29 protein-coding genes are annotated in these 25,873 nt (G+C 59.0%); 20 read left to right on the top strand and 9 right to left on the bottom strand.

What is annotated here, in order from left to right; all coding sequences use genetic code 11:
• Positions 1-95 precede the first annotated feature (95 nt).
• On the bottom strand, positions 96-524 hold the full coding sequence (locus tag H043_RS0116115) for a DUF1294 domain-containing protein (protein WP_027612708.1): 429 nt from the start codon (positions 522-524) through the stop codon (positions 96-98).
• Entirely contained in the window at positions 521-1,351 is an 831-nt protein-coding gene (locus tag H043_RS0116110) for an undecaprenyl-diphosphate phosphatase (RefSeq protein WP_027612707.1), read from the bottom strand. The genes H043_RS0116115 and H043_RS0116110 overlap by 4 nt, the downstream gene beginning before the upstream one ends.
• Positions 1,352-1,655: 304 nt before the next feature.
• On the opposite strand from H043_RS0116110, the gene H043_RS0116105 reads away from it, so the two are divergent.
• The 9 genes from H043_RS0116105 (at position 1,656) to H043_RS0116065 (ending at position 9,880) form a co-directional block, all read left to right on the top strand.
• Complete coding sequence (locus tag H043_RS0116105) at positions 1,656-3,290, top strand: methyl-accepting chemotaxis protein (protein WP_027612706.1); 1,635 nt, start codon at positions 1,656-1,658, stop codon at positions 3,288-3,290.
• A 168-nt stretch (positions 3,291-3,458) separates the two neighbouring features.
• Positions 3,459-4,022, top strand: coding sequence for a nicotinamide riboside transporter PnuC (pnuC, locus tag H043_RS0116100; protein ID WP_027612705.1), 564 nt, complete (start codon positions 3,459-3,461; stop codon positions 4,020-4,022).
• On the top strand, positions 4,019-4,543 hold the full coding sequence (locus H043_RS0116095) for an AAA family ATPase (RefSeq protein ID WP_027612704.1): 525 nt from the start codon (positions 4,019-4,021) through the stop codon (positions 4,541-4,543). Before pnuC ends, H043_RS0116095 begins: the two co-directional genes overlap by 4 nt.
• Positions 4,544-4,878: 335 nt before the next feature.
• Positions 4,879-5,328, top strand: coding sequence for a hypothetical protein (locus tag H043_RS0116090; protein ID WP_027612703.1), 450 nt, complete (start codon positions 4,879-4,881; stop codon positions 5,326-5,328).
• A gap of 1 nt (position 5,329) precedes the next feature.
• A complete protein-coding gene (locus H043_RS0116085; protein WP_027612702.1) occupies positions 5,330-5,902 on the top strand; it encodes a hypothetical protein in 573 nt (190 codons plus the stop codon).
• Between the two features lie 73 nt (positions 5,903-5,975).
• Positions 5,976-6,977 (top strand): hypothetical protein, encoded by a 1,002-nt coding sequence (locus tag H043_RS0116080; protein WP_007964628.1) that lies wholly within the window; start codon positions 5,976-5,978, stop codon positions 6,975-6,977.
• A 63-nt stretch (positions 6,978-7,040) separates the two neighbouring features.
• Complete coding sequence (locus tag H043_RS0116075; protein WP_027612701.1) at positions 7,041-7,721, top strand: C39 family peptidase; 681 nt, start codon at positions 7,041-7,043, stop codon at positions 7,719-7,721.
• Between the two features lie 44 nt (positions 7,722-7,765).
• Positions 7,766-8,512, top strand: coding sequence for a hypothetical protein (locus tag H043_RS0116070; protein ID WP_027612700.1), 747 nt, complete (start codon positions 7,766-7,768; stop codon positions 8,510-8,512).
• 45 nt (positions 8,513-8,557) lie between these two features.
• Positions 8,558-9,880, top strand: coding sequence for a transporter (locus H043_RS0116065; protein WP_027612699.1), 1,323 nt, complete (start codon positions 8,558-8,560; stop codon positions 9,878-9,880).
• A gap of 86 nt (positions 9,881-9,966) precedes the next feature.
• Here H043_RS0116065 and H043_RS0116060 read toward each other — a convergent pair whose 3' ends face one another.
• Positions 9,967-11,292 carry a sigma-54 dependent transcriptional regulator gene (locus tag H043_RS0116060; RefSeq protein ID WP_027612698.1) on the bottom strand — a complete coding sequence of 442 codons (1,326 nt, stop codon included), beginning with the start codon at positions 11,290-11,292 and terminating at the stop codon, positions 9,967-9,969.
• Positions 11,293-11,638: 346 nt separating this feature from the next.
• Here H043_RS0116060 and H043_RS0116055 point away from each other — a divergent pair, with 346 nt between their 5' ends.
• From H043_RS0116055 to nhaB, 3 genes are all read left to right on the top strand, one after another.
• Positions 11,639-11,905, top strand: a complete 267-nt coding sequence (locus H043_RS0116055) for a hypothetical protein (protein ID WP_003225374.1) — start codon at positions 11,639-11,641, stop codon at positions 11,903-11,905.
• A 278-nt stretch (positions 11,906-12,183) separates the two neighbouring features.
• The gene (locus H043_RS0116050) at positions 12,184-13,473 is read left to right on the top strand and encodes a hypothetical protein (protein ID WP_027612697.1); all 1,290 of its coding nucleotides are present in this window, start codon (positions 12,184-12,186) and stop codon (positions 13,471-13,473) included.
• A gap of 67 nt (positions 13,474-13,540) precedes the next feature.
• Positions 13,541-15,043 (top strand): sodium/proton antiporter NhaB, encoded by a 1,503-nt coding sequence (nhaB, locus tag H043_RS0116045; protein WP_027612696.1) that lies wholly within the window; start codon positions 13,541-13,543, stop codon positions 15,041-15,043.
• A 122-nt stretch (positions 15,044-15,165) separates the two neighbouring features.
• On the opposite strand, the gene H043_RS0116040 is transcribed toward nhaB, so the two are convergent.
• From H043_RS0116040 to gnd, 3 genes are read right to left on the bottom strand one after another with little or no spacing between them, the layout of a single operon-like run.
• Positions 15,166-15,975, bottom strand: coding sequence for a Cof-type HAD-IIB family hydrolase (locus H043_RS0116040; RefSeq protein ID WP_027612695.1), 810 nt, complete (start codon positions 15,973-15,975; stop codon positions 15,166-15,168).
• Positions 15,972-17,495 (bottom strand): glucose-6-phosphate dehydrogenase, encoded by a 1,524-nt coding sequence (zwf, locus tag H043_RS0116035; RefSeq protein ID WP_027612694.1) that lies wholly within the window; start codon positions 17,493-17,495, stop codon positions 15,972-15,974. The genes H043_RS0116040 and zwf overlap by 4 nt, the downstream gene beginning before the upstream one ends.
• Positions 17,492-18,472, bottom strand: coding sequence for a phosphogluconate dehydrogenase (NAD(+)-dependent, decarboxylating) (gene gnd, locus H043_RS0116030; RefSeq protein ID WP_007964647.1), 981 nt, complete (start codon positions 18,470-18,472; stop codon positions 17,492-17,494). Before gnd ends, zwf begins: the two co-directional genes overlap by 4 nt.
• Positions 18,473-18,746: 274 nt before the next feature.
• Here gnd and H043_RS0116025 point away from each other — a divergent pair, with 274 nt between their 5' ends.
• Positions 18,747-18,929 (top strand): DUF6026 family protein, encoded by a 183-nt coding sequence (locus tag H043_RS0116025; protein WP_007964649.1) that lies wholly within the window; start codon positions 18,747-18,749, stop codon positions 18,927-18,929.
• Between the two features lie 199 nt (positions 18,930-19,128).
• A complete protein-coding gene (locus H043_RS0116020) occupies positions 19,129-20,877 on the top strand; it encodes a phosphoethanolamine transferase CptA (protein ID WP_027612693.1) in 1,749 nt (582 codons plus the stop codon).
• A 341-nt stretch (positions 20,878-21,218) separates the two neighbouring features.
• Here the strand turns inward: H043_RS0116020 and galU are convergent, their stop codons facing one another.
• Positions 21,219-22,058, bottom strand: coding sequence for a UTP--glucose-1-phosphate uridylyltransferase GalU (gene galU, locus H043_RS0116015; RefSeq protein WP_007912230.1), 840 nt, complete (start codon positions 22,056-22,058; stop codon positions 21,219-21,221).
• Positions 22,059-22,316: 258 nt separating this feature from the next.
• Between galU and H043_RS0116010 the strand changes: the two genes are divergently transcribed.
• Both H043_RS0116010 and H043_RS0116005 read left to right on the top strand, forming a co-directional pair.
• Positions 22,317-22,502, top strand: coding sequence for a hypothetical protein (locus H043_RS0116010; protein WP_007964653.1), 186 nt, complete (start codon positions 22,317-22,319; stop codon positions 22,500-22,502).
• Positions 22,503-22,653: 151 nt separating this feature from the next.
• Positions 22,654-22,941 (top strand): hypothetical protein, encoded by a 288-nt coding sequence (locus H043_RS0116005; protein ID WP_007964655.1) that lies wholly within the window; start codon positions 22,654-22,656, stop codon positions 22,939-22,941.
• 3 nt (positions 22,942-22,944) lie between these two features.
• Here H043_RS0116005 and H043_RS0116000 read toward each other — a convergent pair whose 3' ends face one another.
• Positions 22,945-23,175, bottom strand: a complete 231-nt coding sequence (locus tag H043_RS0116000; protein WP_027612691.1) for a hypothetical protein — start codon at positions 23,173-23,175, stop codon at positions 22,945-22,947.
• Between the two features lie 72 nt (positions 23,176-23,247).
• Entirely contained in the window at positions 23,248-23,604 is a 357-nt protein-coding gene (locus tag H043_RS0115995) for a hypothetical protein (protein WP_027612690.1), read from the bottom strand.
• Between the two features lie 212 nt (positions 23,605-23,816).
• Between H043_RS0115995 and H043_RS0115990 the strand changes: the two genes are divergently transcribed.
• The 4 genes from H043_RS0115990 to alkB all read left to right on the top strand — a co-directional run bounded on the left by H043_RS0115990 (position 23,817) and on the right by alkB (position 25,797).
• Positions 23,817-24,119 carry a DUF1883 domain-containing protein gene (locus tag H043_RS0115990; RefSeq protein WP_024164475.1) on the top strand — a complete coding sequence of 101 codons (303 nt, stop codon included), beginning with the start codon at positions 23,817-23,819 and terminating at the stop codon, positions 24,117-24,119.
• Between the two features lie 30 nt (positions 24,120-24,149).
• Positions 24,150-24,320 carry a hypothetical protein gene (locus tag H043_RS30440; protein WP_096796544.1) on the top strand — a complete coding sequence of 57 codons (171 nt, stop codon included), beginning with the start codon at positions 24,150-24,152 and terminating at the stop codon, positions 24,318-24,320.
• 95 nt (positions 24,321-24,415) lie between these two features.
• Positions 24,416-25,126: a 2OG-Fe(II) oxygenase gene (locus H043_RS0115980; protein ID WP_027612689.1), complete on the top strand. Its 711-nt coding sequence runs from the start codon at positions 24,416-24,418 to the stop codon at positions 25,124-25,126.
• A 5-nt stretch (positions 25,127-25,131) separates the two neighbouring features.
• Entirely contained in the window at positions 25,132-25,797 is a 666-nt protein-coding gene (alkB, locus tag H043_RS0115975; protein WP_027612688.1) for a DNA oxidative demethylase AlkB, read from the top strand.
• Positions 25,798-25,873: the final 76 nt, after the last annotated feature.

Below are 25,873 nucleotides of genomic sequence, written 5' to 3'. Positions count from 1 at the left end.
CGGTGTGTCAGACAACATATTCGTCCATTGGCACACCGCTTTCGTCGGAACGCCGCCCGGAGCAAGCCCGCTCCCACATGGGTCATGTGTGAAGCTTAAATATGTGAAAGCAGGTTCGAACCGAGAAACAACTGATCGATCCAGAACACCTGATGCAGCGCCACAATCACCCAGAACAGAATCTGAAACGACACCTTGCGCGTCTTGTGCCGGAATACCTGTTGGGCGATCAGCGCGCCGGGCCAGCCGCCAGCCAGTTCCAGCGCGTGCAGGATGTTCTCCGGTGTGCGCCACGCATCGGCGCGGGCCTTGCGCTTGTCTGCCCAGTACATGAAAAACGCCAGCACGCTGACCACGCCATAAGCGGTCAACGGCACCAGCGAGATGCCGCGCAGCCACATCGACAGCGAGCCGAACAGCGGCAGCGCGCAGACGATCAGCAGCACCGCCAGTTTCAATTTCAGATGCTGAATGCCGCCACCGGACGGTCGTCCATCCGGGCGGCGCGCGCGGGAATCACTCATGGTTTCGCCGCCGACCAATCCACCCAGCCGAACTGCCAGGTCGCCAGAATCACCAGACCGAAAACAATCCGGTACCAGGCGAATGCCGCGTAACTGTGGCTGGCGATGAACTTGAGCAGACCGCGCACGGCGATCATGGCGAAGATGAACGCGGTGATGAAACCGATGGCGAACACCGGGAAGTCCGCCGGCACAAACAGATGGCGATACTTGTAACCGGAGTACACCGCCGCACCGACCATGGTCGGCATCGCCAGGAAGAACGAGAATTCGGTCGCGGTCTTGCGCGACAGGCCGAACAGCAGGCCGCCGATGATCGTCGAGCCGGAACGCGAGGTACCGGGGATCATCGCCAGACACTGCGCGAAACCGACTTTCAGCGCGTCCTTCCAGGTGATCTCGTCCACGGTTTCGGCGTGCACTTCATGTTGCCGACGCTCGGCCCACAGCATGATCACACCACCCACCACCAGCGCGGTCGCGACGGTGATCGGATTGAACAGGTATTGGTGAATCAGGTCGGCAAAAATCACCCCCAGCACCACCGCCGGCAGAAACGCGATCAGCAGGTTGGCGGTAAAACGCCGCGCACTCGGCTGGGTCGGCAAGCCGATCACCACGTCGAGAATCTTGCGACGAAACTCCCAGACCACCGCGAGGATCGCGCCGAGCTGAATAATGATGTTGAACGCCATGGCCCGTTCGCCACCGAAGTCGAGCAAGTCGGCAACAATGATCTGGTGTCCGGTACTGGAAATGGGCAAAAACTCCGTCAGCCCCTCTACAACTCCAAGAATCAGTGCCTGCAAGGCGGTCCAAAGATCCATCAGTCCCCCAAAGAGCGATGCACAAAGGCATGCCCCGATAGTATTTTTTTACGTTCACTGCGATCAGCGTAGCTGTTTGTAGCTGTACCGATTCCGCGCACACAGCATCCACACGAAACGGTCAAAATTCCGTGAAATATCAATTTGGATTCAGGTTTTCACGCGCGGGGCCGAAATCCTAACAGACAAGCCTTAATAGTGCTGCGGCGTTATTCGACTTGGGTCGCGTATGCCTGACCACCCAAACGTGGTTGGATGCTGGCGTTGATTTATTACAAGAAAAAGAAATCGGAGTGACAGCGTTATGAACAGCTTGCGCAGTGTGTCGATCAGCCGACGCTTGTGGCTCATTTTGATTGTGGCGGTGGTCATGTTGTTGACCTTGGGCGTGTTGATGCTCAAGCAGATCCACGATGACCTGTACCACGCCAAGGCGCAGAAAACCCAGCATGTGGTGCAGACCGCCAGCGGCCTGCTGACCTATTACCACGACCTGGAAACCGCCGGCACCCTGACCCGCGACGCCGCGCAGAAACAGGCGTTGACCGCGATTCGTGGCCTGCGCTACGACCAGAGCGATTACTTTTGGATCAACGACCTCACCCCCGTGATGGTCATGCACCCGACCAACCCCAAACTCGAAGGCCAGAACCTCTCGGCGATCCGCGACCCAGACGGTTTCGCGGTGTTCAACGAGATGGTCGCGATCGCCAAAAGCAAAGGCGCGGGCATGGTCGATTACCGCTGGCCCAAGCCCGGTGCCAGCGAACCGGTGGCGAAAACCTCCTATGTAAAATTGTTCGAGCCGTGGGGCTGGGTGCTCGGTTCGGGCGTTTACGTCGATGATGTGCAGAGCGAGTTCCGGGGGCAGTTGATCAAGGCTTCGGTGATTGGTTTGGTGATCGCCGTGATCATGGCCCTGCTGGTGATTTTGATTGCCCGCAGCATCGTCCGTCCGTTACAGGAAACCGTGAACGCCATGGCCAACATCGCCAGCGGCGAGAGCGACCTGACCCGTAGCCTCGACACCCACGGTCAGGACGAAGTCACGCAACTGGCGCATCACTTCAACGCCTTCACCGCCAAGTTGCGCCGGGTCATCGGTGACCTGCAGGTTTCGGCCAGTGAGCTGGGGCAGTCGTCCAGTGAACTGGGCAACGATGCGACTCAGGCCCAGCAGCGCAGCCAACAGCAATCGCAGCAGATGGAACTGGTCGCAACCGCAATCAACGAAGTGACCTACGGCGTGCAGGATGTGGCGAAGAACGCCGAACATGCTGCCGCTGAAATGCGCGATGCCGAAGCTCAGGCGCAGCAGGGCCAGATCAACATCGACGGCAGTCTGCAACAGATCGACAAGTTGTCCGGAACCATTGATCAAGCGGTCGAAGTGATTCGCACCCTGGCGGCCGAAAGCACGCAGATCGGCAGTGTGCTGGAGGTGATCCGTTCGATTGCCGAGCAGACCAACCTGCTGGCGCTCAACGCGGCCATCGAAGCGGCCCGCGCCGGGGAACAGGGCCGGGGCTTTGCGGTGGTGGCTGATGAAGTACGGTTGCTGGCGCAGCGCACGCAAAAGTCGACGGCGGAAATCCAGAGCATGATCGAACGCCTGCAGAATCATTCCGAAGCGGCGGTGAAAGTCATTGGCGACAGCAGCAAGGCCTCGCAACTGACCATCGAACAGGCCGGCCTCGCCGGTGCCAGCCTTAACGCGATCGGCCAGGCCCTGCGCAATCTCAACGGCCTGAATGCCTCGATTGCCAGCGCCACACTGCAACAGGCGCATGTGGTCGAGGACATCAACCAGAACGTCACGCAGGCCGCCGGTCTGTCGCACAGTACGGCGCTGGCGGCGGAGCAGTCGAGTGTGGCGAGCATAAAGCTTGGACAGTTGAGCGAGCAGTTGAACCAGTTGCTGCGCCAGTTCCGCGTCTGACCCCTCACCCTTGTGGGAGCGAGCCTGCTCGCGAAGGCTTAATGTCAGTCAACATCTGCGTTGCTGACATACCGCTTTCGCGAGCAGGCTCGCTCCCACAGGGTTATTCGTCATTCAAGGTTTTTGGGTACAATTGCGCCCCTTCTTGCACTCCCCCAAGGAACCCCCATGTCCGGGCTTGAACTGTTTGCCGCCGCCCTCGGTGTGATCGCCGTCTGGCTGACGGTCAAACAGAATCCGTGGTGCTGGCCGATCGGCCTGGTCATGGTGTTGCTGTACAGCTGGATTTTCTATGACGTGAAGCTGTACTCGGACATGTTGCTGCAAGTGATTTACGCCGCGCTGCAAGTCTACGGCTGGTGGCAATGGACCCGCGCCGGGACGATGCAAGACGGCCGTGAAGTCACGCGTCTGGATCGGCGCTCGATCCTGCTCGGTCTGAGTATCGGGGCACTGGGCAGCCTGCTACTCGGCGCGGCCATGGCGCACTGGACCGACGCGGCGCAGCCGTGGCTCGATGCCGCGCTGACGGCGTTCAGCCTGGTTGCGCAATTGTGGATGGCGCAGAAACGTCTGCAATGCTGGGCGCTGTGGTTCGTGCTGGATGTGATTTTCGTCGGCCTGTTCCTGTACAAGGGTCTGTACCTCACCGCCGCGCTGTATGCCCTGTTCACCCTGATTGCTGTGCAAGGCTGGCGCGAATGGCGCGCCGATCCGGCGTTGCAGCGATGAAGGTAGTTGTCCTCACCGGCCCGGAATCCACCGGCAAGAGCTGGCTGGCCGCTGGCCTTCAGGCGCGCTTCGGCGGCCTGCGGGTGGACGAATACGTGCGCTGGTTCATCGAGCAGAATCCACGCGATACCTGCCTCAACGACATCCCCGCTATTGCCCGTGGGCAGTTGCAATGGGAGGATCAGGCACGGGCGCAGCAACCGCAATTGCTGATTCTCGATACCCATTTGCTGAGCAACATCCTCTGGAGCCAGACCCTGTTTGGCGACTGCCCGGCGTGGCTGGAACCCGAGCTGCTGGCCCGGCATTACGACCTGCATCTGCTGTTGTCGCCGGAGCAGATCGACTGGACCGACGACGGCCAACGCTGCCAGCCGCAGCTCAGTGAACGCATGGCGTTCTTTCAGGCCACCCGCGACTGGCTGGAACAACAACGGCAACCGCTGCAGATCATTCAGGGCGATTGGGATGAGCGGCGGTCTCAGGCTTTCGAAGCCGTGGCGCGTTTAATGGCTGATTGACCTGGCAAACAGCTCCTTTCGGAGCCCAAGTGTCCATTCTTGAAACACCCACCCCCGCGCAAAGCAGCCGTTTAAATGGCCTTCATCATTCTGTCAGGGTATCTGTTACGCGGGTGAAACAGTCCCCGGCAAACCCTTGTTCCAGAGCTTTGCACCGCCCCTGCCCCCGCCGCTGTCGACATGGCTGTTTCAGCGCTGAAACAGGTTATGTATCAACGTTGCGTGCCGCAGCGCCAACCCGTTGAAAACAATAGACAACTCAAAAGCGGCACAGCTTTCGCTCTCTCCTTCCCAACGCTGACAAGAGCCAGCCCACTGAAGAAGGAATTGCCGCCGTGGGGAATATCAATAAAGGCCTGACCTGCCTTCTGCTGATTGGATCAGCCGCCAGCACATTCATCAGTTTCAACGTTCAGGCCGAAGGCAATGGCGTGATCGTTCTCAACCGCGACGTTCAGCCCATTCCTATCGGGCGCAGCGGTGGCAAAGACCCCTACCCAACCACGGTCAATGCCAACCCTTCGGCTCGCATCAATCAGGCGATGACCAGCACCGAGCTCAATGACGGTGAATTTGCCAGTGTAGCCAGTGGCGCTTCGATTCGCGGCAATATCACCACGCCCACCGCCAACATGCCTGGCATGAACACCCTGACCAATCCCAACGGCCTGCCCGGCATGGGCGGCGGTCACGGCGGTGGCGCGGGCGGCTCGATTTCCAACACCGTCAACCGTGCGATGAGTTCAGGTCTTGCTCCGCTGACCCGCATGGCCGGAGGGCAATGAGATGAATCGTTCTCTTCTTTTACTTGCCCTTTTCGGCTGCGTCCAGGCGCTGGCCGCCCCCGACTCGGTCAATAACGCGAACATTCAGGACACCGGCGTCCAGTACCGCGGCAACTACAACGTCAACCAGGCTGCTGGCGACCAGATGCAACAAACCAATACCAAAGCCATCGCCATTGGTACCTCGGCCAGTGCTACCACCAACGTCCGGCAGCACATCGATACACCGGCCAACCCTTCAACGAACGCCAGCGCCACCATTGGCGGCAACTCTTTCAGTAATGGCAACGGAATCCTGGGCGTGAACCAGGGCGCCGGGGCCAACAACCAGATGGCCAACGTGACGCGCGTCAGCATCAGTGCTGCCCCGCAAAGCGTTGACGACAGCGCCCTGTCGCAACAGAACGTGGCGCTTTTACCGAGCTCAGGAGCAACTGGCACCTCACCCGGCAGTCGCCAGGTCACGACAAGTGATCAGGCCTTCACCGGCAGCCGAGGGGTGATTCAGGTGAACCAGAGTGCCGGGGTGGGGAACCGTATGGCTAACACCCTGAGCATCCGGGTCGCTGACTGACCCAAACAACAAAAGCAGTGCAATTAGAAAGTACCAACACTTAACCAACTAATAAGCACGATGGAGAAACACCATGAAACCTACAATGGCTCTCAAACCACTGGTTTTCGCACTTGCAGCAGTAATGGCAATGGCGGCTCAGGCAGGCGGCAATGATCATGGTAACGGGCACGGCAATGGCCATGGCAACCATGAACCCAAAGGCCCTACCCTGGAACAACTTCTGCAAATCGGAGCCGGCGCCGGGGCTGCCGTACTCGACACGCAGAACAGCGATGGCAACCTGGTAGGCAACCAAGGCACCAAAAACGATGCCAACGTCAATAACTCGGCCAATGGCACCAACGGCAACGTCGGCATGAACAACACCGCCGGCGATGGCAACCAGCAAGACAATGCTGCTGCACTGGCGACTGCCGACGAAAGCTTTATCTTCGGCAGCGCGGTATCTGTCTCCAGCGCCACTCAGGTCAACAACAACAACGCGGTTGCCAACTACTCGACAACCAACAACGCCAACCTCAACAACGTGGGTAACGGCGGTTCCGGCAACATTGGCGTGAACAACAGTGCCGGCAACTTCAACCAACAGAAAAACAACCTGGCTATTGCTGTATCGGGTGGTCGTGTAGCTAACGCTGCTGCTGCTGCGAACCAAAGCTCCACTGGCCTGACTGTGTCCAATAACGGCACTCAAACCTACAAAAAAGATACCCTCACCGGCACCGTGGCGGCCGTCGGCGCGTTCGCTGCCGTTGGCAAGGCTACCATCGAAGGTGATAAAGGCCACGGCGGTGGCGGCTATGGCGACAACGATCGCGGCCATGGCGGTAACGGCGGCAGCAAAGATCAGAAAGCCACCTTCGAAGCTGTCGGTGTCTTCGGCCTGGCTGGCGTCACCACTCAACAAGTGCTGACCCCTGATGGCTGGAAAAACCCTGTGACCAACAACGCGAACATCTCGAACGTTGGTAACAACTTCTCCGGTAACGCTGGTTACAACAACGCCGCCGGTGTTGGCAACCAACAAAGCAACTCGCTGTCCATCGCTGCAGGTTGCAAAGCCTGCATGTAATCGCGATCGAAACGAAAGCCCCGGAAACGGGGCTTTTCCTCAGTCCGCAAAGGCGTATCGATCATGCGTAAGACTGCCTTTATCGCCCTGCTTTGCCTGTCCGGCCTGACCCAGGCTGCCCAGATGCCCGTCGCTGCCCTGCCCGGCGGCGTACTCGTCTACAAGAACGTGCAAAGCATTCGTGAACGCAAGTTTGCCGACATCGTCGAACAAAAAACCGATTTCAGCTGCGGCGCCGCCGCGCTGGCCACGGTACTGCGCCAGGCTTATTGGCTCGACGTCGATGAAGAGCACATCATCAAAGGCATGCTGGTCAACGCTGACCAGGACCTTGTGCGTACTCAAGGTTTCTCCATGCTGGACATGAAACGCTACATAGAAAGCATCGGCATGCGCGCCAGGGGCTACAAGATTCCACCGGATAAACTCGACGACGTAACAATCCCGGTGGTGGTACTGATGGAAATTCGCGGCTACAAGCATTTCGTGGTGCTGCAGCGTTCGGACAAGGATTGGGTTTATATCGGAGATCCCGTCTTAGGCCATAAACGCTACGCCCATGATGACTTTGTCAAAGGTTGGAACGGCATCGTCTTCGCCATCGTCGGCCCCGGTTATGACAAAACCAATGCATTGCGCATGCCGCCGACCCCGCTGACCGCGAAGAACAAGCTGGATAACTTCAACCCTGTCAGAGATGCCGAATTGATGGACTTCGGGTTCATACAGAGCGACTTCTTTTAATCGCCGATTATAAAGAATGGGGCTGGATGTCCCGGGAGCAGCAGATGAAAACCTCATACTGGCTGGCCGCCGCCTGCCTGGCAGCGAGCGCGTCAGGCTATGCCAATGCAGGATTCAAACCCATCGAAGTTCAGGATCAGGAGCTGTCCCAGCTTCGCGGTCGTTATGTCATGCCGGGGCGGATCATCAGCTTCGGCATTGTCATGAGCAGTACCTGGCGCAACGCCAGCGGTGATCTGATCGGCGCTGCGACGTCGATGCAAATCCAGGCCGCCACGATCAAACCGGAATTCTATGTCTCGACCATCAAGGAACAGGGCAACGGCAGCACCCCGACGCCGGGCACTGGCAATGTCATTGGTGGCGCGGCACTCAACAGCAGCCAGGGCGTGACTCAAAGCGTACGCGCCGCCGGCGACGGCAACACCGCCAGCAACAATGTGGCCATCAATGTAAAAGAAGCCAACACCCCTCCTCCGCTGGCGCCCGCACAAGGCCAGGCGCTGATGGCCGGGCAGACTATCGGGGCCAGCAATGCCGCTGGCAGTGTCGCCGTTTCGGCCACCAACAGTGGCGTGCAAATGGCCATTCAGGCCTCGGGCAATCAAGGCACCGCCCTGCAACAAGTGGCCCAGGGTGGCCTGCTGCAGAACACCCGCCTGCTGGGCAGCGCCAACGTGGTCAACAACATGACCCAACTCAATGTTGTGCTTAACAATAACGGCATCAGCCCCGGCGCACTGGACTGCAACCTGACTCAACTCAGGGCACTACGCAATATCGGATATTGAACTACGCTGAGTCTCGATCATTGGGCTTAAAGGGACGGCTTATTCATGTATCGATCAGTATCACTGCGTGCCGCTGTATGTCTGAGTACTCTTCTACCCGCGGCGATGCTGCAAGCAGCACCCGACGCAGATGTGGAGACCCTGAAACAGGAACTTCTGGAGCTGAAGCAACGATACGAAGTGCAACAAAAGGCCCTGGCGGTGCTCGAACAACGGGTCCGTCAGGTTGAGGATCAACCGGCGGCCCCGCAACCCAAACGCCTGGCCAAGTCGCCGTCTGACATGAAAGGCAATCCAAAAGTCGCTACCAGTACCGGAGCGCCGGGTACCGGTGCCGCAGCAGCGTCGGGGGGCGCGGCCGGGAGTAGTGGCGCTTCTTACGGCCAATCGCTGGCCGACGACTCGCAACCGGCCCAGAGTGTGTCCAACCTCTACGACGAGGCCAGCGGCTTCTTCGGCGGCGGCAAATTCAGCTTTGAAACCGGTGTGACCTACTCGCGTTACGACACCCGGCAACTGATCCTCAACGGTTTCCTCGCGCTGGACTCGATCTTTCTCGGCAACATCAACCTCGACCGGATCAAGGCCGACACCTGGACGCTGGACCTGACCGGGCGCTACAACTTCGACAACCGTTGGCAGTTCGACGTGAACGTGCCGGTGGTTTACCGCGAATCGACCTACCAGTCCGGCGGCGGCAACGGTGGTGCATCAAACGTCACGACGGAACAGGATGTTTCGCGTGATCCAACCCTCGGCGACGTCAACTTCGGCATCGCGTACAAGTTCCTCGACGAGTCGGTCAACACGCCGGACGCCGTGGTCACCCTGCGGGTCAAGGCGCCAACCGGCAAGGATCCGTTCGGCATCAAACTGCGCCAGACCGACGCCAACTCCAACCTGTTCGTGCCTGACACGCTGCCAACCGGTAACGGTGTCTGGTCGATCACACCCGGGGTTTCGCTGGTCAAGACGTTCGACCCGGCAGTGCTGTTCGGCAGCTTGTCCTACACCCACAACCTGGAGGAGTCGTTCGACGACATCAGTTCGACCGTCAACCAGAAAAACCCGGGCAAGGTAAAGATTGGCGACAGCTTCCAGATCGGCGCCGGTATTGCGTTCGCTCTGAACGAAAAGATGAGTATGTCGTTCTCGGTGTCTGACCTGGTACAACGCAAGAGCAAGCTGAAACAGGATGGCGGTGATTGGCAATCGGTGGTGTCCAGTGACGCCAACGCCGGTTATTTCAACGTCGGCATGACCATTGCCGCCACGGATAACCTGACCATCGTGCCCAACCTGTCGATCGGCATGACCGACGATGCCCCGGACTTCTCCTTCAGCCTGAAATTCCCGTACTACTTCTAAAGCACAAGATCGCAGCCTGCGGCAGCTCCTACAGAGGTAATCCCTGTAGAAGCTGCCGCAGGCTGCGATCTTTTGAGCTTTGTTCTCTAGCGAATCTGATGCTTGTGCAGCAGGCGATAAAACGTCGGCCGCGACACGCCCAGCACTTTCGCCGCCACACTCAGGTTGTCGCTGTGACGGTTCAATACATCGCACAGCGCCTGGCGTTCAGCGCGCGTCTTGTAGTCTTCCAGCGTACCCATCGGCGTCGAAATCGTGTGCTGGCTGAGCAATCCCAGATCCCGGGCTTCGATCTGTCGGCCTTCTGCCAACACCAGACCCCGTCGCACGCGGTTGGCCAGTTCCCGCACATTGCCCGGCCAGTCATGCTTGCCCATGGCGATCAACGCATCCTCACTGAAGCTGCGCGGGCGGCGGCCGGTTTCGTGGCTGTAAAAATGCGAGAAATGGTTGGCCAGCATCGACAGATCACCGTGGCGCTCGCGTAGTGGCGCGGTCACCACTTGCAGCACATTGAGGCGGTAATACAGGTCTTCGCGAAAACGCTTTTTCTCGATCGCCGCTTCGAGGTCGACGTGGGTGGCCGCCAGCACGCGAACATCCACCGGGATCGGCTGACTGCCACCCACGCGCTCGATGTGTTTCTCCTGCAGAAAACGCAGCAGATTGGCCTGCAATTCCAGCGGCAGATCGCCGATTTCATCGAGAAACAGCGTGCCGCCATTCGCGGCCTCAATGCGCCCGACCTTGCGCTGATGCGCACCGGTGAAAGCGCCTTTTTCGTGACCGAACAGTTCGGACTGAATCAAATGTTCGGGAATCGCCCCGCAATTGATCGCCACAAACGGCTTGCTGTGGCGCTGGGACTGGCGGTGCAGCGTGCGCGCCACCAGTTCTTTACCGGTGCCGCTTTCACCGCGGATCAGTACCGGGGATTCGGTCGGTGCCAGTTTGCTCAATAATTTGCGCAGTTCGCGGATCGGCTTGCTGTCGCCGAGTAACTCGTGTTCAGGCTGGTCGACGTGAATCGTGCCTTGCCCGCGCAAACGCGCCATGCCGAATGCGCGGCCCAGGGTCACCTGAACCCGTGAGACATCGAACGGCAAGGTGTGGAAATCGAAAAACCATTCGCAAACGAAGTCACCCACGTTCTGCAACCGCAGGACTTCCTGGTTCAACACCGCGATCCACTCGGTGCCGCTACGGCTGATCAGTTCCTTGACCGCTTCGGGACGTTCAAGGTGAAAAGGTTGCAGTCGCAGCAGCCCGACATCGCATGTCCGATCGGCGGCATTTTCCAGGCTACAACTGTCGACATCCCATCCCACCGAGCGCAAACCAGGTAATAACCGGTGACAGTCGTCGCACGGGTCGACCACCAATAAACGTCGTAACGCAGGCGCTTCGATCATGACTGTTCCTTGGCGCCAAATTTAAGGAAATTATTGTAAAAACAGTCATTTGGCAGACCCGACTGTAACATTAGCAAGAAATTGACAGGGCCTTGTATCGATTGCTTATAGGTGTACAAGCTAACGAGTTATAAGAAGCAAGTTTATTAGTCAGCTATCGAGTTGCTATCTTTCACCAGGCTTTCAAAAACGTTCGGAATGTTGAGCCTGAGCAATTAAGTTGAAATTTCTTTGTTTCGTGTGTGACCTGCCACGGGGTTGCGTGCATCAGTACAAGTAACCAGCCGAACGGTAAGCCCAACCGACGGCACATCACTTGATTGGGCACGACAGAGAGAAGACCCCAATGACCGCCCCGCTCCGTATCAACGAAGCTCTTTTGATTGCCAACCACGCGTTCAAACCCTTTCAGTGCGTGGCCTGGGCCCCACAAGACGGCAATGGCGAACTGAACCTGACCGTCATCGACCGTACCAACTCGCACATCGGTCGCCAGCAGATTCCAAGCAGCGCCTACTCCGATCCGGCGCAACTGGAACTGCTGTTGCAACAGGCCCGCGCCGAATTGAGCAAAGAAGGTTACCTGCTGCAATCGTGGTCGATGCCACATTGATCAGAGGCTAATGCGGATGACTTTCACGTCATCCGCTCTGTTCTTTGTTAGTTATCCGCTGCTGTTTATCTTCAATGCTTCTGTACAACTTTCTTCAAGCTGCCAGGCGCCACTGCTTGGCAGGCTTTCGTTTGGTTCAAAAAGACACTGTTATGGCACAGTGCGACCCTCCACCTGTTAGTTCTGTCAGTTGAACTTGCGTGTATTCAGGGATTGAATGTTCCGCTCATGCAGTTACCGCCCATTCGGGCCTGGTCAACTTGCAAGGAGAGGCATGCATGTCACCCGAGAACGCCTTTGCGCGCCCGGCACTACTCAACAGTTCCGGGCAACTCGACAAACAATTTGCCAGCACTGGCGTTGCCCAGGTGTATTTCGCCGGCAGTGTTTCCAGCATGACCCAGGGTATTGCGCTGGATCGACAGGGGCGCGTGCTGGTCGCCGCCAAAGTCGGCACTGCGCAAGGCAGTCGGTTTGGTCTGGCACGCCTCTTCGCAGACGGTTCGGCCGACCTCGCTTTCGGCCAGCAAGGCAGCGTGATTGGCGAGTTCGAATGCGGTTTTGAGGCCACCGGTGGCAAGGTTCAGGTGTTGCCCGACGGACGAATCCTGCTGGCCGGGCTGCATTATCAAAACACCCATCGCACCCTGCCTGCGCTGGCCCTGTTCAGCGCTGACGGAACCCCCGACCCGGACTTTGGTAAAAATGGCTGCAAAGTGGTGCGCCTGCCCGGCGACCTGTCCGTCGGCTCCCGCGATTGCTGGCTGCCACCCGGCGTACCGGGGGCTGAAGCCTGTGACATCGCCGTGCAGGATGACGGGCATATTCTGCTGATCGCCAATCACCACTTCGAACTCGCCGACCATGCCGGAATGCTGATCCGCCTGACGCCAGACGGGACGCTCGATGCAAGCTTCAATGGGCGCGGTTTCGTGATGATTCGACATTTGCTGCTCAACACGTGGCTCAGCAGCCTCGTATTGCAGGAGGACGGGCGGATCCTTGTCGCCGGCTCAATTGATTTCCCCCAGGAGGGCCTGGTGGCGCGCTACCTGCCTGACGGGCGTCTTGATGAGCGCTTCGCGGTGGATGGCTTCCTGGCTTTCAAAGCCAACGGCAAAAGTGCGATGGTCTGTCAGGTCATCGAGTCAAAGGAACATCTGCACTGTTTTGGCAGCAGTCGCGATCCGATCCGCTGCCTGGCGCTGAGCCTGCACCCTAACGGCCGCCCGGACTGGCGCAACGACACTGGTCACCCGCATCTGCTGGAAATCGGCCCCAGTGGTTGCCAGTGGAGCGCCGCGCAACGCATGGCGGATGGTCGGATCATGGCGGTGGGTGCAACGATCGGCGGCGTCGAGGCCGACTTCATCGTTGCTCGCTATAAAGCTGATGGCCATCTCGACCGGAGCTTCGGCAACGGCCACGGCTGGTTGCGCACGCGCCTGGGCCGCAGCCTGGATACCGCCAATTCTCTCGCGATCCAGCCAGACCGGAAAATTCTTGTCGGCGGCTACTCGCTCGACGGCAACTACCGCGCCATGGTCGCGCGCTATCTGAATCAATAACTTCCCGGACTTGAACTTGCCAGACACATGCGGCAACTTGCGCGCTTCTTAATACAAGGAGCAACCGATGTCCGGTTCACTGGCCCAGGCGTTCGCGCATAATTTTCTCGGGCACTCGCCCCGCTGGTACAAGGCGTGCATCGTAGGGTTCCTGATCCTCAACGCCGTGGTGCTGTTCACTGTCGGCCCGGTCGCCGCCGGCTGGCTGCTGGTGATCGAATTCATTTTCACCCTGGCCATGGCGCTCAAGTGCTATCCATTGATGCCCGGTGGCTTGTTGCTGATCGAAGCCCTGCTGCTGAAGATGACCTCACCACAGGCCCTGTACGATGAACTGGTGCACAACTTCCCGGTGATCCTGCTGCTGATGTTCATGGTCGCGGGCATCTACTTCATGAAGGATCTGCTGCTGTTTCTGTTCTCGCGGTTGCTGCTGGGCGTGCGCTCCAAGGCGCTGCTGGCGCTGATGTTCTGCTTTCTCTCAGCTTTTTTGTCGGCGTTTCTCGATGCCTTGACCGTAACCGCGGTGATCATCAGCGCGGCGGTCGGCTTCTATTCGGTCTACCACCGCGTGGCCTCGGGCAATGATCCGCGTCAGGACAGCGAATTCAGCGACGACCGCCATCTGCCGGCCCTGCACCATGAAGACCTGGAGCAATTCCGCGCATTCCTGCGCAGCCTGCTGATGCACGGCGCGGTCGGCACCGCACTCGGCGGGGTCTGCACCCTGGTGGGTGAGCCGCAGAATCTGCTGATCGGTCATGAAATGGGCTGGCACTTCGCAGAGTTCTTCCAGAAAGTCGCGCCGGTTTCGTTGCCGGTGCTGGCGGCGGGTCTGGTGACCTGCGTGCTGCTGGAAAAACTGCGCTGGTTTGGCTACGGCACCCTGCTGCCGGACAACGTCCGCGCCGTGCTGGCCAATTACGCCGCCGAAGACAACGCCGAACGCACCCCGCGTCAGCGTGCCGCCCTGCTGGTGCAAGGCACTGCTGCGTTGATCCTGATTGGTTGTCTGGCGTTTCACGTCGCGGAGGTCGGGCTGATCGGCCTGATGGTGATCGTGCTGATCACCGCGTTCACCGGCATCACCGACGAGCATCGTCTGGGCAGCGCGTTCAAGGACGCCATGCCGTTCACCGCATTGCTGGTGGTGTTCTTTGCCGTGGTCGCGGTGATTCACGATCAGCAGCTGTTCGCCCCGTTGATCCAGTGGGTGCTGGCGCTGCCGGCGGAACAACAGCCGGGCATGCTGTTCATCGCCAACGGCCTGCTCTCGGCGATCAGCGATAACGTGTTCGTCGCCACGATCTACATCACCGAAGTGAAACAGGCTTTCCTGTCCGGGCACATGAGCCGCGAGCATTTCGAGACCCTGGCGATCGCGATCAACACTGGCACCAACCTGCCAAGCGTGGCGACGCCGAACGGTCAGGCGGCATTCCTGTTCCTGCTGACCTCGGCGATTGCACCGCTGGTGCGCCTGTCGTACGGGCGGATGGTGTGGATGGCGTTGCCGTACACCGTAGTGATGGGGTTGCTGGGCTGGTATGCCGTCAGCTACTGGCTGTAATTACGCCGAATAAACTGTAGGAGTGAGCCTGCTCGCGATAGCGGTGTGTCAGCCCAAGAAATGGTGACTGATACATTGCAATCGCGAACAGGCTCACTCCTACATTTGTTTTTGGGGTGAGTTCAGCGACCGAGGATGTACTTCTCGATCGCCTGCGCCACGCCGTCTTCGGTGTTGGGGGCTGTAACGACATCAGCCTGGCGCTTCACCGCCTCTTCCGCCTGCCCCATGGCAATCGACAATCCCGCGCAATGGAACATCGCCGGGTCGTTGCCGCCATCGCCAATCGCGGCGGTCTGCGCCAGCGGGATATCGAGGTGCGCGGCAATGGTTGCCAGTGCGGTGCCCTTGTTGGCCTCCAGCGCCGTCACGTCCAGGTACACCGGTTGCGAACGCGAAACCTGAGCCATGCCGCTGACCTTGGCTAACAGGCGCGCCTCAAGCTCGATCAGCAGATCGGTGTTGTTACTGGTGGCGACGATCTTGTCGATGCGCTCCAAGTACGGCTCGAAACTCTCGACCACCACCGGCGGATAACCGAGGCCGTGCTGCTCGCGCGGCACCATCGGCCCGTGCGGATCCTTGAGCAACCAGTCGCCACCGCTGAACACCCAGATCTCCACATCCGGCTGGTCAGCGAACAACGCCAGAGCAATCAGCGCGGTCGGCACCGGCAGGTAATGCGCCACCAACAGACTGCCATCCGGATTGACGATGGTGCCGCCATTGAAGGCGGCGGTCGGCAGATCGACACCCAAGGCTTCGATCTGCTGCAACATGGCCTTGGGCGGGCGTCCGGTGGCCAGGCTGAACAACACGCCGGCCTCACGCAGCGAACGAACGGCATCAATGGTGCGCTGGCTCAGGCTGTGATCGGGCAGCAACAGCGTGCCGTCCATGTCACTCAGTAAAAAGCGGATCGACTCACTCATCCCAGACCATGCCAGACGCGACCGTCGCGAGTCAGCAGATCATTGGCGGCTTGCGGGCCGTCTTCCCCGGCAGCGTAAGTCTGCACACTCGCATCCTGTTGCCAGGCATCGAGGAAGGGCTGCACCGCGCGCCAGCCGTTCTCAATGTTGTCGGCGCGCTGGAACAGCGTCTGGTCGCCGGTCAGGCAGTCGTAGATCAGCGTTTCGTAGCCGGTGGACGGCTGCATCTCGAAGAAATCCTTGTAGGCAAAACCCAGCTCGATGTTGGCCATGTTCAACGCCGGCCCCGGCCGTTTGGCCAGCAGGTCGAACCACATGCCTTCGTTAGGCTGGATCTGAATACGCAGATAGGTCGGCTGCAACTCGTCGACCTCGGTATCCCGGAACTGCGCGTACGGCGCCGGTTTGAAGCAGATGACGATCTCGGTGTCGCGCACGCTCATGCGCTTGCCGGTACGCAGGTAGAACGGCACGCCGACCCAGCGCCAGTTGTCGATCATGACTTTCAGCGCGACGTAGGTTTCGGTGTTGCTGTCAGGCGCCACGTTGGCTTCCTGCCGATAGCCATTCAACGCTTTGCCATCGACTTCACCGGCGCGGTATTGACCGCGTACCGAGTTGGCTCGCGCCTCTTCAACACTCCACGGGCGGATCGCGCCGACCACTTTGGCCTTCTCGCCGCGCACGGCGTCAGCGCCGAACGCGGCCGGCGGTTCCATGGCGACCATTGCCAGCAGCTGGAACAGGTGATTGGGCACCATGTCACGCAGCGCACCGGTGTGCTCGTAAAAACTGCCACGGGTTTCGACGCCGACGGTTTCTGCCGCGGTGATTTGCACGTGGTCGATGTAATGGTTGTTCCAGAATGCTTCGAACAGGCTGTTGGAGAACCGGCTGACCAGAATGTTCTGCACGGTTTCCTTGCCCAGGTAATGGTCGATCCGATAGATCTGTTTCTCCGACATGACCTTGAGCAGACAGGCGTTCAACGCTTCGGCGGTTTGCAGATCGGAGCCGAACGGCTTTTCGATCACCACCCTTCTGAACGCTTCCGGGGTTTCCTCCAGCAGTTTGGCCGAGCCGAGTCGGCGTACCACTTCACTGAAAAAACGTGGCGCGGTGGCCAGGTAGAACACCGCATTGCCAGTGCCGCTGTCGGCAATTTTTGCCGCCAGCGCGGAATAAGTGCTGTCGTCCAGGAAGTCGCCCTGGACGTAGCTGATACCTTTGGCGAGCTTGGCCCACAAAGCCGGATCAAGCATCTGATCGCCCTTGCCGACTTTCGCCGCCACTTCGGTACGGATGAAGTCTTCGAGTTTTTGCGCGAAAGCTTCATCGGTAATGGCGTTGTGATCAACGCCGACGATCCGCAGATTTTCGTCCAGCAAGCCGTCGCGACTGAGGTTGTACAGCGCCGGCATCAGCAAGCGCTTGACCAGGTCGCCGTGGGCACCGAACAAAAACAGCGTGGTCGGTGGTGCGGGTTCTGCCTTGGATTTTCTGCGGATCGTATGGGTCATTTCTTCGGTGTCTCCACGTGGCCGCCGAAGCCGAAGCGCTGGGCCGAAAGAATCTTGTCGCCAAAAGTGCCCTGACCGCGCGAGCGGTAGCGCGAGAACAGCGAGTTGGACAGCACCGGAACCGGCACCGCCTGCTCCATGGCCGCTTCGATGGTCCATTGACCTTCGCCGCTGTCAGCCACCGAACCGGAGAAGCCGTCGAGTTTCGGATCGCTGGCCAGTGCGTCGGCGGTCAGGTCGAGCAGCCAGGACGAGACCACGCTGCCACGGCGCCAGACTTCGGCGATGTCGGCCACGTTCAGGTCGAAACGCTGATCTTCCGGCAGACGCTCGCTGGACTTGGTCTTGAGGATGTCGAAGCCTTCTGCGAAGGCGGCCATCATGCCGTACTCGATGCCGTTGTGAATCATCTTCACGAAGTGCCCGGCACCGGCAGGACCGGCGTGAATGTATCCGTGCTCGGCGCGGTGATCCTCGGATTTGCGATCCTTGGTGCGCGGTATGTTGCCCATGCCCGGCGCCAGCGCTGCGAACAGTGGGTCCAGACGGTTCACGGTCTCGGCGTCGCCGCCGATCATCATGCAGTAGCCGCGCTCCAGGCCCCAGACGCCGCCGGAGGTACCGACGTCGATGTAGTGCAGGCCCTTCTCGGCCAGGGTTTTCGCCCGGCGAATGTCATCCTTATAGTTGGTGTTGCCGCCGTCGATGATGGTGTCACCGGCTTCCAGCAAGTCGCTCAGAGTGTTGATGGTGTCTTCGGTCGGCGCGCCGGCCGGCAACATGACCCATACGGCACGTGGCTTGGCCAGGCCTGCCACCAGAGCGGGCAGGTCGGCAACGCCGGTGGAGCCCTCGGCGACCAGGTTATCGATGAAAGCGGTATTGCGGTCGTAAACAACGGTGGTGTGACCGTTGAGCATCAGACGTCGCGCAATATTGCCGCCCATGCGGCCCAGTCCAATAATCCCGAGTTGCATGTGCTGATGCTCCTTACTACAAATAAATGTGTGTCATTGGTTATAGCCCAACGCGACTGATGGAGGTTAGTCCAGAGCGTTGCGATGAAGTTTCCGGGCATTGTGCCCGATCCAGACTGATAACGCCCCGAATCCTGCCGAAGACACACCGACCATGAAAAATAAAAAAGTTCCATTCACGGGCAAAAGAAATCAAAATTGGCGCCGATAGCAAGTCAGTAGCCCCGATGCGGGGACGATTTGCAGTTGAGACACGCCATTTGCGAGGTGAGCAATGGGCACAGTACACACAGCAATGCCGCCACAAACCCTGTACGTCACGATCCGTCGCGATGAATTGCGCCAGTTGAAAGACGAGCGCGACCAGTTGAAGCAGGAGCTGGCGCAGCTGCGCTCGCTGACCCAGGGCGCTCAGCCCAAACCTCTGCCGGTGGTCCAGCGCCATCCGCACGCCTGACCTGCCCCGCCAGCTTCGGGAACGGCGCCTGTCGTTCCCGACATGATGCTCCCCTGCCCCTGATCAGCAACTAACGAAGTTTTCACACTGCCTTGGTGATACTCCGGCCCATTCTGGCCGTGCGTTTGCGCGCGGCCTCCGTTCGTCGGTTTGATGTAGCGGTCCGACGGTGGTTAGTGACGATGAGCTGGAGTGCTGAATGGCATTGTTCAAACGCAGCAAAACGACTGCGACAGGTTTCGACTGGGCCGGGGTTCTCTGGCTGTTCGCTTTCTTCTGGTATTTCTCGGGCATCACCCAACTGTTGATTCAGCTGACCGGCACCTCCGGTTTCAGCGGTTTCCGTCAGGCCTTCGTGATGAGCGCGCTGTGGCTCGCCCCGATGCTGGCGTTTCCCAAACGCACCAAACTGCTGGCCGCGCTGATCGGTATCGTCCTGTGGGCCTGCTCGATGGCCAGCCTGGGTTATTTCTTCATCTATCAGCAGGAATTCTCGCAAAGCGTCATCTTCATCATGTTCGAGTCGAACATCTCTGAAGCCGGCGAATATATGACCCAGTACTTCGCCTGGTGGATGATCCCGGCGTTCCTCGCCCATACCGCTTTCGCCTATTTCCTGTGGACGCGCCTGCGCCCGGTGTACATGCCCCGAGGCCGCGCGTTCGTGGCTGCGATCGCGATCGTCTTCGCCGTGGTCGGCTACCCGCTGATCAAACAGACCCAGCGTACCGGCAGTTTCGCCGGCGGTTTCGAGAAGTTCGAAGACCGTATCGAGCCAGCCGTGCCTTGGCAGATGGCGGTGGCTTACCACCGCTACCTCGACACCTTGGCCGGCATGCAGGACATGCTGCACAGCACCAGCAAGGTTCCGCCGCTGCATAACCTGAAAGTTGCCGACGCCGATAAACCGTCGACCCTGGTGCTGGTGATCGGCGAGTCGACCAACCGTCAGCGCATGAGCCTGTACGGCTATGGACGCAAGACCACCCCGGAACTGGACAAGCTCAAGGATCAGCTCGCGGTGTTCGACAACGTCATCACCCCGCGCCCTTACACCATTGAAGCGCTGCAGCAGGTCCTGACCTTCGCCGACGAAGAGAACCCTGATCTGTACCTGTCCACGCCGTCACTGGTCAGCATGATGAAACAGGCCGGTTACAAGACCTTCTGGATCACCAACCAACAGACTATGACCAAGCGCAACACCATGCTCACGACCTTCTCCGAGCAGGCCGACGAGCAGGTGTACCTGAACAACAACCGCAACCAGAACGCCGCGCAGTACGACGGTGACGTGATCGAGCCGTTCAACAAAGCGCTGACCGACCCGGCGCAACGCAAGCTGATCGTCGTGCACTTGCTCGGTACTCACATGAGCTACCAGTACCGCTATCCGCCGACCTTCGACAAGTTCCAGGACCGTACCGGCGTGCCGGCCGGTGTGCGTGACGATCAGGTGCCAACCTACAACAGCTACGACAACGCCGTGCTGTACAACGATTTCGTGGTGTCGAGCCTGATCAAGGACTACGCCAAGTCCGATCCGAACGGCTTCCTGCTGTACCTCTCCGACCACGGTGAAGACGTGTTCGACTCCGCCGGCCACAACACCCTCGGCCGTAACGAGAACAAACCGACCGCGCCGATGTACACCATTCCGTTCATGGCCTGGGCGTCGCCGAAATGGCGCGAGAACCACGACTGGAACTTCGCCGCCGACCTCGGCCGGCCGTACAGCAGCTCGCATCTGATCCACACCTGGGCGGACATGGCCGGTTTGAGTTTCGATGAACTGGACCGCAGCAAGAGTCTGGTCAGCGACAGCTTCAAACCGCGTCCGCTGATGATCGGCAACCCGTACGAACGCGAGCAGCGCGCCCTGATCGACTTCAGCTTGATGAAGCCGAAAAAGGTCGACCCTGCCGCAGCGAATGTCGTGCAGCAGTAACCGCTCGGAAGGCATCGGTTTCGAGAGATCGCAACCGGTGTAACGCATAAAGAAAAAGCTCCGTATCGCAAGATACGGAGCTTTTTTCGTTTTGGGCGGTCAGGTAGCCCGCTTTATGGGGCTCTACTGTACCGCCTGAGGGAAATCGGAGCAGCCAGCATGCTCGCACGCCCCCTCCTCCCTGAAAGAGCAGCCAGCGCGCTCAGAGGGCGCCAGTAAATTGCACCACCAGGATCAAGGATTGTTCCAGCACAAAAACAAACGCCCCGAACAAGTCGGGGCGTTTGTGGATGCGTTCACTTGGGTGCTTTCACACCCTTCGCGATGCAGGTCCGGCGCTATCAGTAAGCCTTGCCGGTCTTGTAGAAGTTCTCGAAGCAGAAGTTGGTCGCTTCGATGTAGCCTTCGGCGCCACCGCAGTCAAAACGCTTGCCCTTGAACTTGTAGGCCATGACGCAGCCGTTCTGGGCCTGCTTCATCAGGGCGTCGGTGATCTGGATTTCACCACCCTTGCCTGGCTCGGTCTGTTCGATCAGGTCGAAGATGTCCGGAGTCAGGATGTAACGACCGATGATCGCCAGATTCGACGGCGCGTCTTCCGGCTTTGGCTTCTCGACCATGCTGTGTACACGGTAGATGTCGTCGCGGATCATCTCGCCGGCGATCACGCCGTACTTGCTGGTTTCCTGCGGATCGACTTCCTGAATGGCGATGATCGAGCAGCGGAATTGCTTGTACAGCTTGACCATCTGGGTCAGTACGCCGTCGCCTTCGAGGTTGACGCACAAGTCGTCCGCCAGCACCACGGCGAACGGTTCGTCACCGATCAGCGGGCGACCGGTGAGGATCGCGTGACCCAGACCTTTCATTTCGGTCTGACGGGTGTAGGAGAACGAGCACTCGTCCAGCAGCTTGCGGATGCCGACCAGGTATTTCTCCTTGTCGGTGCCTTTGATCTGGTTTTCCAGCTCATAGCTGATGTCGAAGTGGTCTTCCAGAGCGCGCTTGCCACGACCGGTCACGATCGAGATTTCAGTCAGGCCAGCGTCCAGAGCTTCTTCAACGCCGTACTGGATCAGTGGCTTGTTTACCACCGGCAGCATTTCTTTGGGCATGGCTTTAGTCGCTGGCAGGAAGCGAGTACCGTAACCGGCTGCTGGGAACAAGCATTTCTTGATCATATAAGTCCTTGAAAGGGCTGTGTGTACGAGTTTCGGCGCAGTCTAATCAGGCGGCGTGCACCTTACAATGCCCCGCACTGGCTAACCGATGCCAACATAGAGAAATATTCTCGCCGATAGTTCCGTTGGCGACTTCGACCCGCGAAAACAGAGTAGCTCAAACACGCAAATACGCTGCATCACCATACGCTCATCATCCCCCAATGTGAGGATTTGTCGGTATCATGGCGCCTTTGAACCAGCGAACGAGACAGATAGATGGCCGCGGTAAAAATCATCAACGGGTATGTGATCGACAAGAAAGACGGCAAGTGGAACCTGACCACGACCAATGGCGAACACATCGCCGGTCCTTTCGACAGCGAGCAACTGGCGACTGATGTAGCGTCGGTATTCACCGACACCCCTGCGTCGTCCAAACGCCGTGGCAAAGATCAGGACTGATCTGTTGCGACACGCGCCGAGCCCTGCCCTTGTGCAGGGCTTTTTTGTGGCCGCTCGCAGCATGATGAAAACAAGTGGCCAATCGCTATAACCTTTTCATGCTGGCGCTGTCAGAGCGTTTAGCCCCTCCCTCGCTGAAGACGACACACTTATGAACATGAACAGAATGCTGCCGCTGATCGCGGTATTGGCCCTCGGTGGCTGTGCCACCTCGGAAACCACCTACCTGAACAACGGCGAACAGGGCTTGAGCATCGACTGCTCCGGGGAAGCCAACTCCTGGGCCACCTGCTACGAGAAGGCTGACGCCTCCTGCGCCGGCACCGGCTATCGCATCGTCGGTACCGACGGCACGCCGGCGCCCAAGGAGAGTGACAAAACCCTGGGGGTCGACGTCGGCAACTACAAGAACCGCAGCGTGGTGGTGGTCTGCAAATAGACCCTACATGTGGATCTCGGCGAACTTGATCCCAAGCCCGCGCACGATCTCGATCAGGTCGTCGAGCCGGGCGAAGGATTCGACCTCGTCGTTATCGTCCACCAGAAAATAGCTGCGACCGGCGCTCTTCTTGAAAAACACGATCCACTCGCCCGAGTTCGCCGGATTTTGAATAACATGCGTGGCAGAGATAAGGCCCTCTGCATGCCGTTCCCGTACTTGCTCTCGCTTCATGCGCGACTCCAGAAATGAAAATGCCGTCACAGCAGGACTGTGACGGCATCGGTGCTGATGGACGCTATTCTATCAGCCGGAAATACAGGCATTGGCGGCGTTTTGCACGTCACGGGGACGAACCGGCACATTGGACATCCGCTCATGCAGCTTGATGCTGCTGCCGCCGGAACGGTCTTCGATATCAAACACCGCAGCCGCGCCGGTGGAAAATTTCCCGGGAACAATCACTCGCACGCCATCCTTGTGCGGCTGCATCTGCAGCGCGCCGCGGCTGTTGGCAAGCTTGTCGGCCAGGCACTGAGCATACTCATGGGGTTTCTTGCCGGAAATCACGCTCATGGTGGGCAAGGTTTCGTTGATTTCGGAAACACTCGCGCAACCACCCACGACCAACATCAACGGCAGACACACCACACCCCACTTCATACAAATACCTCCCATAAAGACCCTCGGACAGCAGTAATGCCATTTTTCTCCGAGGCTTACTCCATTAAACCCGCATGGAATCGCGAATAACTGTTTTTAATTGTCAAAGCAGCGCTCGACGGCGGGATAATAACCCGTTCGGGCTGATAAACTGCGCCAATCGCACATGCTATCGTTTTGATTTAGTAGAAAAAGCCCTTCTGGAGGCGCCCATGAAATTCATTCACCAGCGCGAGCACCTCAACGAGGACGACATCGTCGTCATCCAATGCTCGCAAACCTGCAACATCCGCTTGATGAACGACGCCAACTTCCGCGCGTTCAAGAACGGCGGCCGCCACACCTACCACGGCGGCGCTTTCGACACGTTTCCTGCACGCATCACCGCGCCGAGCACCGGTTTCTGGAACATCACCATCGACACCGTCAACCGTCGCGCCATCAGCGTCACGCGCAAGCCGACCCTGACCCACTCGATCAAGATCATCCGCCGCTCCAGCTCCAAACTGAGCTGAGTCGCCCCTAACGCAAAGGTAAGCACGACCGTGGCCCAAACGACCAAATACGTCATCAAATACAAGCTCAACGGTGAACGCCGTTTCGAGTTCGCGCAACTGGAAAACGGCACCGTCGAAGAGGCCAAGGCCGCACTGGACGCCATCCATGGCACCACCGAAGACGTGATCAGCGACATCGCCGTGAGCAAAGCCCTGTAACACCACATTACGGGATTCGACCGCAAGCGGCGGAGTGTTCTGCCGCCGGTATTTGCCCAGACTGACAGCCTCGACCAAAGGGTTCAGGAGTCAGCATGTCAATGTCCCCGTCTCGGCTGGATGCGCTCGATTGGGCAAGCCTCGAACAGCATCTGGATCAATATGGCTATGCCATCGTCCGCTCGTTGCTGTCGGCGCAAACCTGTGAACGCTTGAGCGCCCTGTATTCGCAGACCGAACCGTTTCGTTCGCAGGTCATCATGGCCCGCCACGGTTTCGGTCGCGGGGAATACAAGTACTTCAGCTATCCCCTGCCGACAGCCATCGAACGTCTGCGCACTGCGTTTTACCCGCGCCTGGTGCCGCTTGCCAACCGCTGGTACGAACGCATGAATGTGCCTGTACGCTTTCCCGCAACCCATTCCGAGTTTGTGCAGCGCTGTCAGGCTGCCGGCCAGCTGCGGCCGACACCCTTGCTGTTGCAATACGGTCCGCAGGACTACAACTGCCTGCATCAGGATCTGTACGGAGAACTGGTTTTCCCACTGCAAGTGGCGATTCTTCTGTCGCAGCCCGGAGAGGATTTTACCGGTGGCGAGTTCGTCCTGACCGAGCAGCGTCCACGCATGCAGTCGCGCCCGCACGTTGTGGCTCTGCACAAGGGTGACGCGGTTATATTCGCGGTCAACCAGCGCCCGGTCAGCGGCACACGCGGCGATTATCGAGTGACCATGCGTCACGGCGTCAGTCGCCTGCACAGCGGAAATCGGCATACTCTGGGCATCATCTTCCACGACGCATCATGAACGCCATGCACCCGACCACCTTCGACCTGTTCGCCGACCACGAACCCGAGCAACAACCCCGCGCCGAGCAGATCGGCGAACAATCGTGGGTGTTGCGCGGCTTCGCCCTGCCGGTGATTGATCAACTGTTGCCCGCGCTGGAAGCCATTCTCGCCGTAGCACCGTTGCGCCACATGATGACCCCGGGCGGTTTCAGCATGTCGGTGGGCACCAGCAGTTGCGGAACCCTGGGCTGGATCACCGACCGTAGCGGTTATCGCTACAGCACCGTCGACCCGCTGAGTGGCCAGCCTTGGCCAGCGATGCCTGAAGTGCTATCGGAGCTGGCGCAAACAGCAGCACAGAACGCAGGATTTGCCGACTTTCATCCAGACTCCTGCCTGATCAACCAATATGTCCCCGGCGCGAAAATGTCTTTGCATCAGGACAAAGACGAAAATGCCTACGCGGCGCCGATCGTTTCGCTGTCATTGGGGTTGCCGGCGATGTTCCTGTTCGGTGGTTTTGCCCGTAGCGACAAAAGCCAGCGCATTCCTCTGCTGCATGGCGACATGGTGATCTGGGGCGGGGTTGATCGCTTGCGCTTTCACGGCGTGCTGCCGATCAAACCCGGGCGGCATCCGCAGTTGGGCGAACGCCGGATCAACCTGACCTTGCGTGTCGCCGGGTGATCTGAAAAGTTTGACCGCAAGGCCCGGAGTGTTACCAACATTGCCGCTGGTTAACCTGAATCAAACAGGTCAACGG

Origin of the sequence: Pseudomonas sp. URIL14HWK12:I6 (genome assembly GCF_000514195.1) — a bacterium.
GTDB classification, from domain to species: domain Bacteria; phylum Pseudomonadota; class Gammaproteobacteria; order Pseudomonadales; family Pseudomonadaceae; genus Aquipseudomonas; species Aquipseudomonas putida_A.
The sequence above is the reverse complement of the archived record's forward strand: the minus strand, read 5'-3'. Positions and strand labels throughout refer to the sequence as shown.